The sequence below is a fragment of the Pontimicrobium aquaticum genome, from assembly GCF_005047595.1.
GTDB lineage: Bacteria > Bacteroidota > Bacteroidia > Flavobacteriales > Flavobacteriaceae > Pontimicrobium > Pontimicrobium aquaticum.
The window spans coordinates 352,149-369,362 of record NZ_SUPL01000001.1 but is presented as its reverse complement, the minus strand read 5'-3'; the positions used below and the strand labels follow the sequence as shown (position 1 = coordinate 369,362).

The window sequence follows — 17,214 nt, the reverse complement described above, 5'->3', positions numbered from 1 at the left end:
GTTATGAATTGATTATTTTCAAAGAAACTTGTATGGTGGTGCCTTTGCCAATTTCAGAAGACACTACTTTAATTTTTCCATCATGGTAGTCCTCAACAATACGTTTAGCAAGCGACAAGCCTAATCCCCAACCACGTTTTTTACTAGTAAACCCAGGTTCAAATATTTTTTTAAATCTAGCTTTAGGAATGCCTTTTCCAGTGTCAGTCACTTTTATATGAACATACTTGTCGTTAGGAACAACTTCAATTTTTAAATGCCCTTTTCCTTTCATGGCATCAATGGCATTTTTTACTAAGTTCTCAATTGTCCAACTATAAAGTTGTTTATTTAAGTTAACATTAATGGTTTCACTTGGTGCTAAAAACTCAAATTCAACCAGTTTAGAAGACCGACTTTTTAAATAATCATAAGAGTCTTTGGTTTCGTTTACAATGTTTGATAGTTCTAGGGTTGGAACAGACCCAATTTTGCTAAATCTATCCGTTATGGTTTGAAGTCTATTTATGTCCTTTTCAATTTCTTTAATATGCTCAGGATCTGTGTTCTCCATTTTTAGTATTTCGGTCCAACCAATTAATGAGGATAAAGGCGTGCCAATTTGATGAGCCGTTTCTTTAGCCATTCCAGACCATAATTTATTTTGGGTAGCTACCCTGGAGCTTCTGTAAAAGAAAAATACCACAGCAGCAAACAATACAATGATTAGTATTAAGGCAAGAGGATAGTATTTTAACTTTTCCAATAAAGGAGAGTTTCCATAATAAAGAATCCCTGCACTTTCTGTTTCGTTAGTTACTGGATCGCTATAAACCATTTCAATTGGCTCATTTTCTTTTTCGAATTGTATTATTAATTTCTTTATATATGAAGTGTCTTTGGCTTTTTCTTCATCTATATTATTATAATTATAACTTCCATCAACATTATACCTTATCATGGGAGTTGTTTTGTTACTTGAAAGAATTTGAAGAGGAAGGTCACCTAAATCAGCATTTAAATCTAGGGTCCTATTAATTTCTCTTTGAGCATTTGCCCAATTCTCCATTTTCACACGTTCTTCAGCCTTAAAGTGTTGAAAAAACGTATAAGTATTCCAAAGAATTAACGAAATAATAGCAAAAGACGCTACTATAATAACCCAACGTAAAATGTTTCTATTACTCAAAAAAGATAAGTTTGGTTTTCAATTTTAAATATAATGCAATTATGTTAATATTATTGCTCTAGTTGTTAGTAAAATGGTTTTTAGTTACTACTTAGATTGTTAACTTTGTTGCTCAAAAAATTTAATATGTTTTCATTTGAACCAAAAGAATTGCCAGTTGCAAAATTGCACAGCTATTTGCTTAGTGCTATAGCGCCAAGGCCTATTGCGTTTGCTAGTACTTTAGATGCTGAAGGAAATCCTAATTTGTCACCTTTCAGCTTCTTTAATGTGTTTAGTGCAAATCCACCAATTTTGGTATTTTCTCCTGCAAGACGCGTTAGAGATAGTTCAACAAAACATACTTTAGATAATGTTGAGCAAGTAAAAGAAGTGGTTATAAATGTGGTGAATTTTGACATTGTTCAGCAAATGTCTTTAAGTAGTACCGAATATCCTGAAAATGTTAACGAATTTGATAAAGCAGGATTAACAATGCTTGCCTCAGATGCTGTAAAACCTTTTCGTGTAGCAGAGTCTCCAATACAATTTGAATGTAAAGTGAACGATATTGTCAAATTAGGAACCGAAGGTGGCGCAGGAAATTTAATAATATGTGAAGTCGTTAAAATTCATATCACAGACGAAGTACTTAATGACGATAAAACCATTAATCAAGAACAACTAGATTTAGTTGCGAGAGCTGGAGGAAGTTATTACAGTAGAGCAAATAAAGGATTTTTTGAAATACCAAAGCCCTTAACAACTCTAGGAATTGGAGTAGATGCAATGCCAGAACATGTTAAAAATAGTATGATTTTAACAGGAAACGATTTAGGCATGTTAGGTAATGTTGAAGCACTACCAAGTAGCAAAGAGGTAGAGGCTTTTTTAGTTGATGTAAGTAAACGTTACCCTAATATTAAAGACATGTCGCATAGAGAAAGGCATAAAATTGCTCAAAACTATTTGAGTTATGGCGATGTAGAAAGTGCATGGAAGCTATTATTAACAGAAAAATAAACAGAAATAAATAATATATAAGAACCGATGGAAGTACAAGGAAAAATTAAAGTAATTGGAGAAACTCAAACGTTTGGAACAAATGGATTTAGAAAGAGAGAAATTGTAGTAACAACCGAAGAGCAATATCCACAACATATAATGATTGAATTTGTTCAAGATAAAACAGATTTATTAAATAATTATCAAGTTGGACAACAGGTAAAAATAAACATCAACCTTAGAGGAAGAGAGTGGGTAAACCCTCAAGGAGAAACAAAATATTTTAACTCAATACAAGGTTGGAGAATTGAAAATATACAACAAGAAGCTTCTGGTAATGTGCCTCCAGTACCACCAGCTGAAGCTTTTGAGCCCGTAGATAGCTTAAACGAAGACGAGCACGATGATCTTCCTTTTTAAAAAAACTAATCAAAACAAAAAGTCTCAATAAAAACATTGAGGCTTTTTTGTTGCTGTAAATTTTGGTAATTTTCGAACAACAAGAAACTAAATAAGTCGTATTACTAAAATGCATTTCCTAACTAATAAAATTAGCTTTCCAAAAGTTTCTATGGCCAACGAAGAAGGGTTGCTTGCTATAGGAGGTGATTTAACGGTTGATCGTTTAATAGATGCCTACAAAAAAGGAATTTTCCCATGGTACGAAGTTGGTCAGCCTATTTTATGGTGGTCTCCAGACCCTAGATTTGTACTTTTTCCGGAGAAACTAAAAGTAAGCAAAAGCATGAAACAAGTTTTAAAAAACAGCAATTTTACCGTTACGGTCAATAAAGACTTTAATAGCGTAATTAAAGCATGTGCACTTGCAAAAAGACAAGGACAATCTAGTACGTGGATTACCGATGAGATGATTAAGGCTTATAGCAAATTGCACGACTTGGGATATGCAAAGTCTATTGAGGTTTGGGAAGACAAAAATCTTGTTGCTGGTCTCTATGGCATAGATTTAAACGAAAAAGTATTTTGTGGTGAAAGCATGTTTACTAAAAAAAGCAATGCTAGTAAAGTAGGTTTTATAACATTTGTGAAAAATTCAAATTATAATTTAATAGATTGCCAAGTATATACAAGTCATTTAAAAAGCCTAGGAGCAGAACATATACCAAGAAAAGAGTTTATAAAACACTTAAATTGACATATTTCATAGGCTGGAAAAAATAAAATATTAATATTCGTAAACATAATAGGGAATTAATGCTTACAAAAGAAGATTTTAAACATTACGAAAACAAGGAACAATTTTTAGAGATTCTTAAGAATAAGATTGATAAAAATACTTTAGATGAAATTATTGCTAAGGCTGAGTATGAAAAAGAACTCGAGCAATTACAAGCTGAGTTAGTGAACTTGCAACATTGGGTGGCTAAACATAAAAAACGTGTTTGTATTATTTTTGAAGGACGAGATGCTGCTGGAAAAGGAGGGTCTATACGTAGGTTTACCGAACACCTAAACCCTCGTTCTATGCGAGTTGTAGCACTTACAAAACCAACCGAAGTTGAGCAAGGACAATGGTATTTTAGACGCTATATTAAAGAGCTTCCTGAGCCTGGAGAAATCGTATTTTTTGATAGAAGTTGGTACAATCGCGCTGTTGTAGAACCTGTTATGGGGTTTTGTACCGATAAGCAATATGAAAAATTTATGGTGCAAGTAACCGAGTTTGAACATATGCTTTATGAAGACGGTGTCGATATTATAAAGTTTTGGTTTTCAATAACTAAAGACGAACAAGCACGACGTTTTGAATCAAGACTAAAAAACCCTTTAAAACGCTGGAAGTTTAGTCCAGTAGATAAAGAAGGTCAAGTGCGTTGGGATGATTATACATTTTATAAAGAACAAATGTTTAGCAAAACGCATACTACATTTAGTCCATGGATTTTAATCGTTACCAATAATAAAAAACAAGCTAGATTAGAAAGTATGCGCTATGTACTCTCTAAATTTGATTATGATGGAAAGCGTAAATCAGGTTTAACCATGTTACGAGATCCAAATGTAGTTCAACGTTACCACAGAGCCATTAAGTAAAGACATTGAAAATGACAGAAAATTTAACACCAAAAGATTTAAAACTCTTAAACTCAAAAAAAGGCATCAAGCAATTCTTAAAAGAAGAGCATTATACCATTCCTAAAATATTGCGTTATGTGAAGTATGAAAATAAACTAAAAGAACTACAAGAAGAGTTAATAAAGTTGCAAAAATGGGTAGAAGATAACGATGAAAAAGTAGTCATTCTGTTTGAAGGTCGAGACGCTGCAGGTAAAGGTGGCGCAATTAGACGCACAACACAACACCTAAACCCTCGTGAGTTTAAAGTAGTAGCATTACCAAAACCAACCGACGACGAAAAAAGCCAATGGTATTTTCAACGTTATATAAATCATTTGCCTAAAAAAGGAAAGATTGTATTTTTTGATAGAAGCTGGTACAACCGCGCTGTTGTAGAACCTGTTAACGGTTTCTGTACTCAAGAGGAATATCAAATTTTTATGAATCAGGTTAATGAGTTTGAAAGAATGCTTATTGAATCTGGTATTCGACTTATTAAATTCTATTTTTCAATTTCTAAAGAAGAACAAGCCGAACGATTTGAAGACATTAAGAAAAGCCCTTTAAAACGCTGGAAATTTAGTGATGTAGATGCAAAAGCACTAGAGCTTTGGGATGATTACACAGATTATAAAAAGAAAATGTTTGAAAAAACAAACACCCAATTAGCACCTTGGATAGTTATAAAAGCCAATAGAAAAAGCAAAGCAAGAATTGAAGCCATTCAAAGAATATTGGAGCATATTCCATACGATGCAAAGGATCTAGAACTCATAAAACCTGTCAATTTTTAAACCTCATTATATCTAAAACAAGATACTTCGTGGTCGTTAACCATTCCAGTAGCTTGCATATGTGCATATACCACAGTGCTGCCAACAAACTTAAAACCACGCTTTTTCAGGTCCTTGCTTATGGTGTCGCTTAGTGTTGTATTTGCTGGAGCATTTTTATAATTTACCAAGTTATTTTTTATAGGCTTACCATTAGTAAATTTCCAAATATAACTGCTAAAACTCCCAAATTCATCTTGAATTTTCATAAAGGCCTGTGCATTAGTAATGGTTGCATTAATCTTTAGTTTATTTCTAATAATACCAGCATCCTGAAGCAATAAGTCAATTTTTTCCTGATTATAACACACTATTTTTTTATAATCAAAATCATCAAAAGCGAGTCTAAAATTTTCACGTTTACGCAATATGGTAATCCAGCTTAATCCAGCTTGAAATGTTTCAAGAATTAAAAATTCAAACAACGTAGCGTCATCGTAAACAGGAACGCCCCATTCTTTATCATGATACGCTTCATATAGTGTGTCTCCAACACACCAACCGCATTTGTGTTTAGTGCTCATATTTAAAATTGTAAGGATATAAGTTAATAGCAGACTTAGTGTATGACAAAAATCATAAAATAAAGTATGTAAGTAAATTAATTTTACATACTATAAAGTTACAATTATGCAGCAAATTATAAAACAAGGTTTAGAAAATAGTATTAATTATTCTGACTTTAAAAGATTAATGAAAAGGCTGGCTTTAGATAAGTTTACTACAGGAGATGTAATTTCTGAAGCATATATTAACTACACAATGCTCAATGAAAAGCGTATGAGTAGATGGGATAAAAAAATAGAAATTCCAAAAGATATTGAAGCAAAAATAAAAGCTTACAATACTAAAGTTATCTGGTTGGTTATTACTGAGAGTTGGTGTGGTGATGCGGCTCATGTTTTGCCTGTTGTAAATAAAGTTGCAGAGTTAAGCGATACTATTGAATTGCGTATCGCATTGCGTGACGATAATGAAGATTTAATGAATTTATTTTTAACCAATGGAAACAAGTCTATTCCTAAATTAATAATGATTGATGCCAATACTATGGAGGTGGTTTCTACCTATGGTCCTAGACCAAAAAAGGCAACAAAACTGGTAAACGACTATAAAGAGCAGCATGGAAAATTAACACCTGAGTTTAAACAAGATTTGCAGGTTTGGTATAATAAAGATAAAGGACAAAGTACACTAGAAGACTTAACGGAAATGCTTTGTGAATTTCAGCCTAGTTTTTGCCTCTAAACAAAAAAGTAATCGTACCTAATTGGGTTGCTTTTTTTGGATTGCGTGTAAATTTAGACTCTTTGGCATACTCTAAAGCATGGTCAATTAAGCAACCATTTTCTGAAGATGACGAAGCGTTAATATAAGCATCTATAACATTTCCTTCATGATTTACAGTAATATTAACGACTATTTTTCCGCCTTGTTCACATAAATAAATGGGTGTTGGCAAAAAGGTATGTAATCTATCAACTAAAGAGTAGCTTACAGAGCTATTTTTATTAGCACTATTTTGAGCGTTTTTTTGACTTTCAAGGCGTTTGCTAACAATGTCATTTATATTTCCAAAAGCAGAAGACTTGTCTTTATTGCTTCCGCTATTTGAAGCAGTTAACACATTGTTGTTTTGATTAGCAGCTTTTAGTTCTTCAATACTTGTACGATTTTTTATGGCTTCCATTTGCTCTTCAAAAGCCTCATCAACTGCCTTATCATTTTCATAAGTTTTAGTTTCATTAAAAGCTTGATTGGTAGCAGGAGTTGATAATAAGTTGTCTAAACTTTTTAAAATATCATCAAGTTCCTCTTGTTCCTTATCTTCAACAGTTTCTGTGTCCATTTCATAGAACGTTTCGGCTACTAACTTGGTTTGTTTTTTAATATGAATAGTAAACCCAAGGAATAGTACAACAGTAGATAGTAATACAGTTATAATTAAAGCTTTATATGTGTTCGAAACAGACATTTACAATAATAAATTGCGCATAATGATATACGTTCAATAGTGGAAAATAGTTTAAATAGAAATTATCTCCAAATAAAGTTATGCTTTAAGGAATATTTAAACCATCAATAAACGTCTCGATTGTTTGCGCCGAGTCAACATGAAAATCTCCAATTTTTGTTCGTCTTAAAGCAGTTAAATGACCACCAGATTGTAAGGCTTTACCAAAATCGTGAGCGAGCGACCTAATATAAGTGCCTTTACTGCAAACCACTCTAAAATCTACCTCTTTATTTTCAAATCGCGTAATTTCGAATTCTGAAATATGGATGTTTCTTGATTTAATTTCTACAGATTTCCCTTCCCGAGCAAATTCGTACAGCCGTTTCCCATCTTTTTTAATGGCAGAAAACACAGGAGGATATTGTTCTATATCGCCAATAAATTGTGTTGTGGTTTTTTTAATCAATTCTTCTGAAATATGCTCAGTAGAAAAGGTGTTGTCTATCTCGGTTTCAAGATCAAACGATGGTGTAGTACTGCCTAAGGTAATGGTTCCTGTATATTCTTTTACTTGTGCTTGAAACGTGTCTATTTGTTTAGTCATTTTTCCAGTACAAATCACTAATAAACCTGTAGCAAGAGGATCTAAAGTACCTGCATGACCGACCTTTATTTTTTTTATACCGAAGGTCTTTCTAATATGCCAACGTAGCTTATTTACCACCTGAAATGATGTCCAATTTAGAGGCTTGTCAATTAATAATACTTGACCGTTTTTAAAGTCTTCTAACGTTTTCATCTAGTTGTAAAATGAGAAAACAATGGCAATTAAACCCACAATCACACAGTAATAAGCAAAGTATTTTAACTTACTCTTTTTAACTAAAGCAATCATCCATGTGCAGGCAAATAAGCCTGAGATAAAAGCCGCCACAAAGCCAATAGACAGTAGTGAAAAATTTTGGCTTTCGTAAGTTAAATCACCACTTAAAATATCTTTAGCAATTTTGCCAAAAATTAGAGGCACTACCATTAAAAATGAAAAACGAGCCGCTTTTGTTTTGTCATTCCCTAAAAGCACTGAGGTTGATATAGTGGCACCTGAACGTGAAATTCCAGGTAACATGGCAATAGCCTGAGAAAACCCAATAACCAAAGCGTTAGAAAATGATACTTTTTTATTAGTATTTTTTGCTTTATCAGCTAAGTAGAGTAACAATGCTGTAATGATTAACATAAATCCAACCAACTTAATGTTACCATCAAAAAGTGCTGATAGTTCACTCTCGAAAGTAAAGCCAATAATAGCAGCAGGAATCATGGAAACGGCAATTTTTGCCACAAACTTAGTATCTTCATTCCATTTAAAAGCAAATACACCTTTTAGGATGTTGTAAACGTCTTTTCTAAAAACAACTATGGTGCTTAAGGCTGTAGCAAAATGTAAAACTACAGTGAATAAAAGACTTTCTTCAGGCACTAAATCATCACCAAGTATAGCTTTGCCAAGTTCTAAATGACCACTAGACGAAACAGGTAAAAACTCGGTAAGCCCTTGAATAATTCCTAATAAAATAGCATCGATTACTTCCATGTGGGCAAAAGTATTAAAATTGACTAACCTTAGTTTAAGGGTAGGAATTTTTATTTCTTAGTGTTGGTTTTATCAGGATTTAAAAGAATCGCATAAATTTGAATACCAAATCCAATGAGCACTAGTGTTGGAGCTAAACGAATACGTCTCCAATTAAAAATACTTTCATCAAAAACATTCGGGTCGTCACTACCACCACCAGACATTAAAATAAAGCCTACAGCAATAAAAATGATGCCAATAAGCATAAATTTATAGTTCTTTTTTCCAAAGAGGAAATTGCTTTTTGAGTCTTGCTTGCGTTTTTGTTCTCCCATAATTAATCGAATTCGGTAAAAATAATGTCATCACCAATGGCTAATTGTGCAATATGTTCCGATGTGCCAAACATTAGTTTTGGTAAGTGCAAAGTAACAGTTTTATTTAAAACTTTAGCGTTAAGGGTTTCTAAATTTAAACCTTGTTCTAAACCTCTATCGATATAATAGGAATCTGTTCCCGTATCATGAAACACAATATCGTATGAAGATCCTTCGGTTATTTTCTTAATGGTTACATCTACAATGTCGCAATTTTCGGGTTGCGGATTATTAATAACACACGATTTAAAAACTAAAAATACAGAAAAAAAAAGGGTAAGGACAAAAAATGGTATTTTTTGTTTCATCTTTAAATTGTTGGTCAATTAAATGTATTAACGAGATTTGACAAACTTTATTTTTAAATAATTAATAATACAACTGATCGGTTTTCAAATTTAAAAAGCGTTGTGTGGCAATGTAAGTGCTTATCCAAGTAATTAAAATGCCAATTAAAAACACACCTAAAAACAAACCAGCAATTAATATTGTGTTACTTAATAATTGTAAATCGGCAAACGTTTTATCCACATAATACAGGACAATGGCCATACCTATCAAAGCTAACACAGCTCCAATAATACCTAGTTTAATGCTTTTCCAAATAAAAGGACGTCTAATAAACTGTTTGGTTGCACCAACCATTTGCATGGTTTTTATAGTAAAACGTTTAGAATATACAGCTAATCTAATAGAGCTATTGATAAGCAATACAGCAATAAGCGTAAATAAGGCACTAATAATTAACACCCAAAGGCTTATACGTTTAACGTTACTATTCATCATCGATACTAAATCTTTGTCGTAACGCACATCATCTACAAATGCCTTAGTTAAGGTAGCTTGCGAAATACTATCAAGTCGTTGCTCGGTAACAAAATCGGCTTTTAAATTAACCTCAATAGAGTTTTGTAAAGGGTTATGTCCTATATCATCCAAAAAATCTTCACCATATTCGCCTTTCATAAAATCGGCAGCATCTTCCTTCGAAATGTATTTGGTTTCCTTTATATAACTAGCTAGTGTTAAACTTTTTTCCAATTGATTAATTTCTACATCTTTTGCAGTATCGTTTAGGTAAATAGTCATCACTACACGTTCTTTGAAATTATCCGAAATAGTTTTAGCATTTAAAACCAACATGCCTAAAAGGCCTAATAAAAATAGGACTAATGCAATACTAATCACTACCGAAAAGTAAGACGAAATTAAACGACGTTTTTGATGTTTTTCAAATGCTGAACTCATAAACTTTTTCTTGTTAGCGTAAAAATATAAAAGTATCTTTAATCTATAATTATAATAACTAAAACATATGAACATTGTTGTAATAGGTGCAGGAGGTGTTGGTGGCTATTTTGGTGGAAAACTAGCTCAAGCTGGTTTTAATGTTACGTTTATAGTTAGAGGAAAAACGCATCAAGCTATAAAAACTAACGGATTAAAAGTACTTAGTGTGGATGGCGATTTTACTGTTCATCCTAAGGCTACGGATAATTATGGAGGCATAAAAAATCCAGATTTAATCATTCTTGGTGTAAAATCATGGCAAATTGAAGCGATTGCTAAAGAGCTTAAAGATGTTATTACTAAAAACACTATGGTGTTGCCATTGCAAAATGGTGCTGATAATGCTGATAGGTTGCGCAATATTCTTCCACATGAAAATGTGCTTGCAGGTTTATGTAAAATAGTAAGTAAAATTGAAACACCAGGTGTAATTAATCATTTCGCTTTTGAACCAGAAATTGTGTTCGGTGAATATGATAGCGAATTGACTTCACGAGTAAAAAAAGTAAAATCAGCTTTTGATAAAGCAGGGTTTAAAAGCACTATTTCAAAAAATATTCAATTAGATATTTGGAAAAAGTTTTTGTTTATCACCACTATTAGTGGTATTGGAGCTATTACGCGAGCGGTTTATGGAGAGATTAGAAAAGATAACGAATTAAGGCAAATTATGTATCAAACAGCTAATGAAATTGTAGCCATAGCTAATATAAAAGGGATTGAACTTACTAATGATGATATTGAGTTGATTTTAAGGATTATAGATAATTTTAATCACGGAACCACAGCATCAATGCAACGCGATGTTATGGCTGGACGACCAAGTGAGCTCGAAAATTTTAATGGCTATATTGTAAAACAAGGTAAAGAATTACATATATCAACACCTGCAAATGCCTTTATATATCACTGTTTATTGCCTCAGGAAAGAAAAGCACGCGGATTATGTTAACTTTGATTTAGGCTTTCTACTTATTAAATACACGCCAGAAACCACCAATAAACAACTTAATATTTTAATAAGATTTATGTCTTGTGCATATTCGTTATGCATTAATACATAAGCATAAATACTTACCATAATAAAGCTAACAGCAGGTTGTAAATACACATAGCTTCCAGTAACCGAAGGCGATACATAGTTAAGCGCATAAATATTAAATAAATAGGCAAAAAACGTAGTAAACACAACCACAAAACCTACAGCTAAATAAGTGTTTAAGTCAAAAGCCGAAAAATCTGTAGCTAAAAAATCGCCTATACCAAACGGAAACATAAAAACAAAACCAAATAAAAACACCCAACTAATCACATTTAACGCATTGTATTTTTTCATCATAGGCTTTACAATTACCAAATACAACGCATAAGAACATGCATTAATAAACACAAACAAGTTTCCTATGGTTGAACTGGTTCCAGCAGCACTCTTACCATACCAAACCAATAGTATAGCTCCAATACCTCCAACGGTGATTCCAATAAGCTTATTAGTGGTGATTTTTTCTTTTAAAATAATGGCACTAAACACCAAAACCATTACAGGAATAGAGGTGATAATTATAGAAGCATCAATTGGTGATGTTAAATTTAAGCCATGAAAAAACAGTAATTGGTTGGTGGTAACACCTAAAATTCCACAAAGCATTAGTCTCAATAAATCTTTTTTCGCAATGCGTTCTTTTATAAAAGACTTAATAATCCAGAATAAAATGCCAGCTCCAATAATCCTTAAAAACACAAAAGCCGAAGGGCCTATTTTATTAGGCATAATACCTTTTGCAATTAGGTAATTGGCTCCATAAATAACATTGGCACCTAGTAAAGCTAAATGCGCTTTAAAAATATTATTTTTCAATAGTTAAAATTATTTGTGAGTTATAAATAGTGTTCCTTAATAATATTTAAATGCCTTAATTCATGACCAGCTATATGATAGACTAATGCTCTAACAGTTCTTTTATTAATAATGCTTCCATCAGTATCTATTCCAGAGCCACTCCTTAAAAAACAATCTTCTGGTAGGTTATTAAAAAGTGTTAAAGTTGCTTTTCTTACTGATTCGTATTCTTCAAATATACTATCTAAACTTCTATTATTTGCATCTGAATAAAATGCATAATCATTTTCCTCAAACCCGTGCAAAGCTGTCTTGTCATTCCTTGCATATCTTAATGCACGATAAGAAAAAATACGTTCGTCATCAATAAGGTGAACTAAAATTTCCTTAATAGTCCATTTGTTTTCTGCATATCTAAAGTAAAGCTTTTCTTCAGGCAAACTATAAATCAATTTTTTTATTGATAAGAAATTTTGCCAAAGCTGAATGAGTATGCTTTCATTTTCATCCAATAAACTCATGTATATATTTGAATATTCTGGATATTCACTTGAGTTAGGTTTTTCAATTATTCTAAAAGTGTCCATTATTTTAAATTGTAATTTTTTTAGCCCATGTTTTAGCCCATTTTCCTAACGGAGAGATTAGGTTAAAGAGTTCTTTACCTTGTTCAGTTAGCGCATAACCATCAAGTGTTTTCATTATTAAATGGGCATTGGAAAGTTCTTTTATTCTCTTATTTAATGTGGTGGGAGAAATGTTTTCGCAATACGCTTGTAATGCTCTAAAAGTGCTTGGGCCATTATTTAAGTGCCAAATTATTCCCATAGCCCATTTTCTACCAAGCAAATCGAAAATGACCATAATAGGTTGTCCTGTCTTAGAACCTCTTACTGGTTTTCCTGGAGTTGGTTGTGAGTTGTAATTCATATTGCTACATTTAAAGTAGCAATGTTACATAATATGTAGCGTCTTGCAAAATAATAACCACTAAATATTATAAAGGTTTTACAGTTTGTTTATAAACCGTAAATTTGCGCTTTTAATTACGGAAAGCAATACGATGAAATACCATTTCAACGAGATAGAAGCCAAATGGCAAAAATATTGGGCAGAAAACCAGACGTTTAAAGCCGAAAATAATAGCGAAAAACCTAAGTATTATGTGTTAGACATGTTTCCTTATCCATCTGGAGCAGGCTTGCATGTTGGGCATCCATTAGGGTATATTGCTAGTGATATTTATGCGCGTTATAAACGACATAAAGGATTTAACGTATTACACCCTCAAGGCTATGACAGTTTCGGGTTGCCTGCAGAACAGTATGCTATTCAAACTGGGCAACATCCAGCAATAACAACCGAAGAAAACATTAAAACTTATCGTCGTCAGTTAGACCAAATTGGTTTTTCGTTCGATTGGTCTCGTGAAGTAAGAACTAGTGATCCTAGTTATTACAAATGGACACAGTGGATTTTTATACAGCTATTCAATTCATGGTATAATAATAATGCAGATAAAGCTGAAAACATTTCAGGATTAATTAAAATTTTTGAAGCTGAAGGAAACAAAAGTGTTAATACTGCTTGTGATGATGATGTTGAAGTGTTTACTGCTGAAGCATGGAACAACTTTTCATCTGAACAACAACAAGAAATATTACTTAAATATAGATTAACCTATTTAGCTGAAACCGAAGTAAACTGGTGTCCTGCTTTAGGAACAGTGCTAGCCAATGACGAAATTGTCAATGGTGTTTCTGAACGTGGTGGACATCCTGTTATTAGAAAAAAAATGACTCAATGGAGTATGCGTATTTCAGCATATGCAGAGCGTTTACTTCAAGGATTAGACACCATTGATTGGCCAGAACCTTTAAAAGAAATTCAACGCAACTGGATTGGAAAATCAGTTGGTGCTTCTGTAACGTTTAACGTTTTGGGCGCTGAGGCTCTCGAAGCGCAACAAAGCAAATCAGAGACTTCGAGAACCTCAGTGTCCGAAATTCAGCAATCTGTTGTGTCGAACGCAGCTATAGGGTCTCATAAAATCGATGTCTTCACCACACGACCTGACACTATTTTTGGAGTGTCTTTCATGACCTTAGCTCCAGAACACGAGCTAGTGTCAAAAATCACAACACCTGAACAAAAAGCTGAGGTGGACGCCTATATTGAAGCCACTGCAAAACGCAGTGAACGCGATAGAATGGCAGATGTAAAAACCATTACAGGTGCGTTTACAGGTGCTTACGCAGAACATCCATTCACCAAAGAACCAATCCCGATTTGGATTGGTGATTACGTATTAGCTGGTTACGGAACTGGAGCAGTCATGTCGGTGCCTTGTGGTGACCAACGTGATTACGACTTTGCTAAACATTTTAATATTCCAATTCCAAATATTTTTGAAGGGGTTGATATTTCGGAAGAAGCCTTTGCAGATAAAGACAATACCATTATTACTAATAGTGATTTTTTAAATGGACTGACGTATAAGAAAGCGGTAAAAACAGCCATTTACGAATTAGAAAAACTGGGTCAAGGACAAGGAAAAACCAATTATAGATTACGTGACGCTGTGTTTTCTCGTCAGCGTTATTGGGGCGAACCTTTCCCTGTGTATTACGTAAATGGAATGCCTCAAATGATTGATGCTAAGCATTTACCAATCACCTTACCTGAAGTAGAAAAGTATTTGCCAACCGAAACTGGCGAGCCACCATTAGGAAACGCTACGGTTTGGGCTTGGTGTACAAAAACAAATAAAGTTGTTTCAAATGATTTGGTGGCTGAGGCACTCGAAGCCACCGACTCATCGGACACTTCGAGAACCTCAGTGTCCGATAACGGCATTTATCCTCTCGAACTTAACACCATGCCTGGTTGGGCAGGAAGCTCACAGTATTTTAATCGTTATATGGACCCTCATAATGACGAGGAGATTTTTTCTCAAGACGCGATTAATTATTGGGAGCAAGTAGATTTGTACATTGGTGGAAGCGAGCACGCTACAGGACATTTATTGTACTCGCGTTTCTGGCAAAAATTCATGTTTGACTTAGGGTTAGTGCCTTATGATGAGTTTGCTAAAAAGCTGATTAACCAAGGGATGATATTAGGGACGAGTGCTTTTGTTTATAGGGTTAATTTGAATTTAAAAAATGATTTGCAAAGTCGCAAAAAGAATAAAGAACTAGGCGTAAAACATTCTGATATTCCTATCATTTTTATTTCTAATGAGTTGATAAAAGAAAAGGCAGATATTAAAAAGTTATTAGAAATCAATATTTCTAATTCTAAATTTGATTTGAATGACTTTAGTATTGCTCCAATTCACGCAGATGTATCTTTTGTGAATTCCTCTGATGAATTAGATATTGAAGCATTTAAAAATTGGCGACCTGAATTTAAGGATGCCGAGTTTATTTGTGAAGAAGACGGAACTTTTAAAGTAAAACGAGACGTCGAAAAAATGTCCAAATCTAAATACAACGTCGTTAATCCAGATAACATTTGCGAACAGTATGGCGCAGACAGTTTAAGGTTGTATGAAATGTTTTTGGGACCATTAGAGCAATACAAACCTTGGAATACAGCTGGTATTACAGGCGTGCATAGTTTTCTAAAAAAATTATGGAAATTGTATAACGACGATAATGGCTTAAAAGTTACTGATGCTGCACCAACAAAAGACGCTTTAAAAACACTGCATAAAACCATAAAGAAAGTAGAAGAAGATATCGAGAACTTTTCATTCAATACGTCTGTTTCAACCTTTATGATTGCGGTTAATGAGTTAACAGCCCAAAAGTGTACAAGTAGAGATGTTTTAGAGCCATTATTGGTGTTAATGTCGCCGTATGCACCACATATTGCAGAAGAGTTGTGGAGCAAATTAGGTCATAATATATCAATTTCAACTGCCGATTTTCCAAAATTTGATGAAAGCCATTTGGTAGAAAGCACGAAGAATTATCCAATTTCGTTTAATGGTAAAATGCGTTTTACGATGGAGTTGTCATTAGATTTAAGCAAAGAAGAGATTGAAGCGGCTGTGTTGGCAAACGATAAAACAAAGGAACAATTACAAGGTCGTGAACCTAAAAAAGTGATTGTAGTTCCAGGTAAAATTGTGAATATTGTTGGGTAACGTCATTACGAGGAATGAAGTGACGTGGTAATATTTTAAATAGGAATTCGCTCTCCTTCTTTTTAAGGAGGAGTGCCTTCAGTTTTTATAATACCTGAAAGGCGAGGTGGTTAAATAACCCTTCCGTCACTACGTGACACCTTTCCTTTTTAGGGAAGGAATTTAAAATAATACTGACAAAATTTCTTAACGAAAATTTGGCTTATTTTTTGCTATACTTTGTCTAAATTTACAATGCTAAAAATAAAAAAATGATAGGATATTATATATTAATTGGAGCGATTGCTTTAGTAAGTTGGTTAGTGAGTAATCAATTAAAACAAAAATTTGCCAAGTACTCAAGAGTACAATTACGTAATGGTATGAGTGGTAAGGAAATTGCCGAAAAAATGCTGGCAGATAATGGTATTTATGATGTTGAAGTGATTTCTACTCCAGGACAGCTAACAGACCATTATAACCCAAAAAATAAAACGGTAAACTTAAGTGAATCGGTTTATAATCAACGAAATGCAGCAGCGGCAGCGGTTGCAGCACACGAGTGTGGACACGCTGTACAACACGCACAAGCGTATAGTGCTTTAGGTATGCGTTCGGCTTTAGTGCCAATTGTGAGTATTACTTCAGGAATGTCACAATGGCTAGTTATTGGTGGTCTTGTTTTAGGAGGCGCTACAGGATTAGGTCTAGGATGGTGGGTTGCAGTTGCTGGTTTAGTATTTATGGGTTTTGCAACGTTATTCAGTTTTATTACGCTTCCTGTGGAGTATGATGCAAGTAACAGGGCTTTAGTTTGGTTAGAGAATAAACATATGGTATCCAGAGAAGAACATGATGCAGCACAAGATGCTTTAAAGTGGGCTGCTAGAACGTATTTAGTTGCAGCTATTGGTGCCTTAGCATCATTGTTGTACTGGGCACTTCAAGTGTTTGGAGGAAGAGATTAACCTAAGATTC

The 17,214-nt window shown here is 33.6% G+C and carries 20 protein-coding genes; 9 read left to right on the top strand and 11 right to left on the bottom strand.

The annotated features are described in order from the left end of the window. Nucleotide 1: 1 nt before the first annotated feature. On the bottom strand, nt 2–1,168 hold the full coding sequence (locus E5167_RS01700; RefSeq protein WP_136840391.1) for an ATP-binding protein: 1,167 nt from the start codon (nt 1,166–1,168) through the stop codon (nt 2–4). Nucleotides 1,169–1,294: 126 nt separating this feature from the next. On the opposite strand from E5167_RS01700, the gene E5167_RS01695 reads away from it, so the two are divergent. The 5 genes from E5167_RS01695 to ppk2 (E5167_RS01675) all read left to right on the top strand — a co-directional run bounded on the left by E5167_RS01695 (nt 1,295) and on the right by ppk2 (E5167_RS01675) (nt 5,025). Continuing rightward, entirely contained in the window at nt 1,295–2,170 is an 876-nt protein-coding gene (locus tag E5167_RS01695) for a flavin reductase family protein (RefSeq protein ID WP_136840389.1), read from the top strand. Nucleotides 2,171–2,197: 27 nt separating this feature from the next. Beyond that, entirely contained in the window at nt 2,198–2,572 is a 375-nt protein-coding gene (locus E5167_RS01690) for a DUF3127 domain-containing protein (RefSeq protein WP_136840387.1), read from the top strand. 109 nt (nt 2,573–2,681) lie between these two features. Continuing rightward, nucleotides 2,682–3,308 (top strand): leucyl/phenylalanyl-tRNA--protein transferase, encoded by a 627-nt coding sequence (gene aat, locus E5167_RS01685; protein WP_136840384.1) that lies wholly within the window; start codon nt 2,682–2,684, stop codon nt 3,306–3,308. 59 nt (nt 3,309–3,367) lie between these two features. Further along, nucleotides 3,368–4,207, top strand: coding sequence for a polyphosphate kinase 2 (gene ppk2 / locus E5167_RS01680; RefSeq protein ID WP_136840382.1), 840 nt, complete (start codon nt 3,368–3,370; stop codon nt 4,205–4,207). A gap of 11 nt (nt 4,208–4,218) precedes the next feature. Continuing rightward, nucleotides 4,219–5,025, top strand: coding sequence for a polyphosphate kinase 2 (ppk2, locus tag E5167_RS01675; protein ID WP_136840380.1), 807 nt, complete (start codon nt 4,219–4,221; stop codon nt 5,023–5,025). On the opposite strand, the gene E5167_RS01670 is transcribed toward ppk2 (E5167_RS01675), so the two are convergent. Further along, nucleotides 5,022–5,588, bottom strand: coding sequence for a DNA-3-methyladenine glycosylase I (locus E5167_RS01670; RefSeq protein ID WP_136840378.1), 567 nt, complete (start codon nt 5,586–5,588; stop codon nt 5,022–5,024). The two genes, ppk2 (E5167_RS01675) and E5167_RS01670, sit on opposite strands and share 4 nt — an antisense overlap. Before the next feature lie 106 nt (nt 5,589–5,694). Here E5167_RS01670 and E5167_RS01665 point away from each other — a divergent pair, with 106 nt between their 5' ends. After that, nucleotides 5,695–6,312 carry a thioredoxin family protein gene (locus E5167_RS01665; protein WP_136840376.1) on the top strand — a complete coding sequence of 206 codons (618 nt, stop codon included), beginning with the start codon at nt 5,695–5,697 and terminating at the stop codon, nt 6,310–6,312. Here E5167_RS01665 and E5167_RS01660 read toward each other — a convergent pair. The 6 genes from E5167_RS01660 to E5167_RS01635 form a co-directional block, all read right to left on the bottom strand. Further along, entirely contained in the window at nt 6,296–7,039 is a 744-nt protein-coding gene (locus tag E5167_RS01660) for an energy transducer TonB (RefSeq protein ID WP_136840374.1), read from the bottom strand. The genes E5167_RS01665 and E5167_RS01660 overlap by 17 nt on opposite strands. 85 nt (nt 7,040–7,124) lie before the next feature. Further along, the gene (gene truB / locus E5167_RS01655) at nt 7,125–7,820 is read right to left on the bottom strand and encodes a tRNA pseudouridine(55) synthase TruB (protein ID WP_136840372.1); all 696 of its coding nucleotides are present in this window, start codon (nt 7,818–7,820) and stop codon (nt 7,125–7,127) included. After that, on the bottom strand, nt 7,821–8,615 hold the full coding sequence (locus E5167_RS01650) for an undecaprenyl-diphosphate phosphatase (RefSeq protein ID WP_136840370.1): 795 nt from the start codon (nt 8,613–8,615) through the stop codon (nt 7,821–7,823). A 50-nt stretch (nt 8,616–8,665) separates the two neighbouring features. Continuing rightward, a complete protein-coding gene (locus tag E5167_RS01645; protein ID WP_136840368.1) occupies nt 8,666–8,932 on the bottom strand; it encodes a DUF3098 domain-containing protein in 267 nt (88 codons plus the stop codon). Nucleotides 8,933–8,934: 2 nt separating this feature from the next. After that, nucleotides 8,935–9,282 (bottom strand): hypothetical protein, encoded by a 348-nt coding sequence (locus E5167_RS01640; protein WP_136840366.1) that lies wholly within the window; start codon nt 9,280–9,282, stop codon nt 8,935–8,937. Nucleotides 9,283–9,343: 61 nt separating this feature from the next. Beyond that, the gene (locus E5167_RS01635; RefSeq protein ID WP_136840363.1) at nt 9,344–10,222 is read right to left on the bottom strand and encodes a cell division protein FtsX; all 879 of its coding nucleotides are present in this window, start codon (nt 10,220–10,222) and stop codon (nt 9,344–9,346) included. Between the two features lie 67 nt (nt 10,223–10,289). Here E5167_RS01635 and E5167_RS01630 point away from each other — a divergent pair, with 67 nt between their 5' ends. After that, nucleotides 10,290–11,216: a ketopantoate reductase family protein gene (locus E5167_RS01630; RefSeq protein WP_136840361.1), complete on the top strand. Its 927-nt coding sequence runs from the start codon at nt 10,290–10,292 to the stop codon at nt 11,214–11,216. Here E5167_RS01630 and E5167_RS01625 read toward each other — a convergent pair. From E5167_RS01625 to E5167_RS01615, 3 genes are read right to left on the bottom strand one after another with little or no spacing between them, the layout of a single operon-like run. Next, nucleotides 11,208–12,122 carry a DMT family transporter gene (locus E5167_RS01625; RefSeq protein ID WP_136840359.1) on the bottom strand — a complete coding sequence of 305 codons (915 nt, stop codon included), beginning with the start codon at nt 12,120–12,122 and terminating at the stop codon, nt 11,208–11,210. The genes E5167_RS01630 and E5167_RS01625 overlap by 9 nt on opposite strands. A gap of 20 nt (nt 12,123–12,142) precedes the next feature. Next, nucleotides 12,143–12,691 carry a DinB family protein gene (locus E5167_RS01620; RefSeq protein WP_136840357.1) on the bottom strand — a complete coding sequence of 183 codons (549 nt, stop codon included), beginning with the start codon at nt 12,689–12,691 and terminating at the stop codon, nt 12,143–12,145. Nucleotides 12,692–12,695: 4 nt separating this feature from the next. Next, complete coding sequence (locus E5167_RS01615) at nt 12,696–13,034, bottom strand: winged helix-turn-helix transcriptional regulator (protein ID WP_211242125.1); 339 nt, start codon at nt 13,032–13,034, stop codon at nt 12,696–12,698. Nucleotides 13,035–13,167: 133 nt separating this feature from the next. Between E5167_RS01615 and E5167_RS01610 the strand changes: the two genes are divergently transcribed. Further along, nucleotides 13,168–16,257 carry a leucine--tRNA ligase gene (locus E5167_RS01610; RefSeq protein ID WP_136840355.1) on the top strand — a complete coding sequence of 1,030 codons (3,090 nt, stop codon included), beginning with the start codon at nt 13,168–13,170 and terminating at the stop codon, nt 16,255–16,257. Nucleotides 16,258–16,508: 251 nt separating this feature from the next. After that, a complete protein-coding gene (locus E5167_RS01605) occupies nt 16,509–17,204 on the top strand; it encodes a zinc metallopeptidase (RefSeq protein WP_136840353.1) in 696 nt (231 codons plus the stop codon). Nucleotides 17,205–17,214 lie beyond the last annotated feature (10 nt).

Excerpts from the sequence above, each read along its gene's own strand:
- E5167_RS01615 (WP_211242125.1), bottom strand. The coding sequence starts at position 13,034 with ATGAATTACAACTCACAACCAACTCCAGGAAAACCAGTAAGAGGTTCT.
- aat (WP_136840384.1), top strand. The coding sequence starts at position 2,682 with ATGCATTTCCTAACTAATAAAATTAGCTTTCCAAAAGTTTCTATGGCC.
- E5167_RS01645 (WP_136840368.1), bottom strand. The coding sequence starts at position 8,932 with ATGGGAGAACAAAAACGCAAGCAAGACTCAAAAAGCAATTTCCTCTTT.
- E5167_RS01670 (WP_136840378.1), bottom strand. The coding sequence starts at position 5,588 with ATGAGCACTAAACACAAATGCGGTTGGTGTGTTGGAGACACACTATAT.
- ppk2 (WP_136840380.1), top strand. The coding sequence starts at position 4,219 with ATGACAGAAAATTTAACACCAAAAGATTTAAAACTCTTAAACTCAAAA.
- E5167_RS01620 (WP_136840357.1), bottom strand. The coding sequence starts at position 12,691 with ATGGACACTTTTAGAATAATTGAAAAACCTAACTCAAGTGAATATCCA.
- E5167_RS01610 (WP_136840355.1), top strand. The coding sequence starts at position 13,168 with ATGAAATACCATTTCAACGAGATAGAAGCCAAATGGCAAAAATATTGG.
- E5167_RS01660 (WP_136840374.1), bottom strand. The coding sequence starts at position 7,039 with ATGTCTGTTTCGAACACATATAAAGCTTTAATTATAACTGTATTACTA.
- E5167_RS01650 (WP_136840370.1), bottom strand. The coding sequence starts at position 8,615 with ATGGAAGTAATCGATGCTATTTTATTAGGAATTATTCAAGGGCTTACC.
- ppk2 (WP_136840382.1), top strand. The coding sequence starts at position 3,368 with ATGCTTACAAAAGAAGATTTTAAACATTACGAAAACAAGGAACAATTT.
- E5167_RS01640 (WP_136840366.1), bottom strand. The coding sequence starts at position 9,282 with ATGAAACAAAAAATACCATTTTTTGTCCTTACCCTTTTTTTTTCTGTA.
- E5167_RS01695 (WP_136840389.1), top strand. The coding sequence starts at position 1,295 with ATGTTTTCATTTGAACCAAAAGAATTGCCAGTTGCAAAATTGCACAGC.
- E5167_RS01630 (WP_136840361.1), top strand. The coding sequence starts at position 10,290 with ATGAACATTGTTGTAATAGGTGCAGGAGGTGTTGGTGGCTATTTTGGT.
- E5167_RS01635 (WP_136840363.1), bottom strand. The coding sequence starts at position 10,222 with ATGAGTTCAGCATTTGAAAAACATCAAAAACGTCGTTTAATTTCGTCT.
- E5167_RS01605 (WP_136840353.1), top strand. The coding sequence starts at position 16,509 with ATGATAGGATATTATATATTAATTGGAGCGATTGCTTTAGTAAGTTGG.
- E5167_RS01665 (WP_136840376.1), top strand. The coding sequence starts at position 5,695 with ATGCAGCAAATTATAAAACAAGGTTTAGAAAATAGTATTAATTATTCT.
- truB (WP_136840372.1), bottom strand. The coding sequence starts at position 7,820 with ATGAAAACGTTAGAAGACTTTAAAAACGGTCAAGTATTATTAATTGAC.
- E5167_RS01690 (WP_136840387.1), top strand. The coding sequence starts at position 2,198 with ATGGAAGTACAAGGAAAAATTAAAGTAATTGGAGAAACTCAAACGTTT.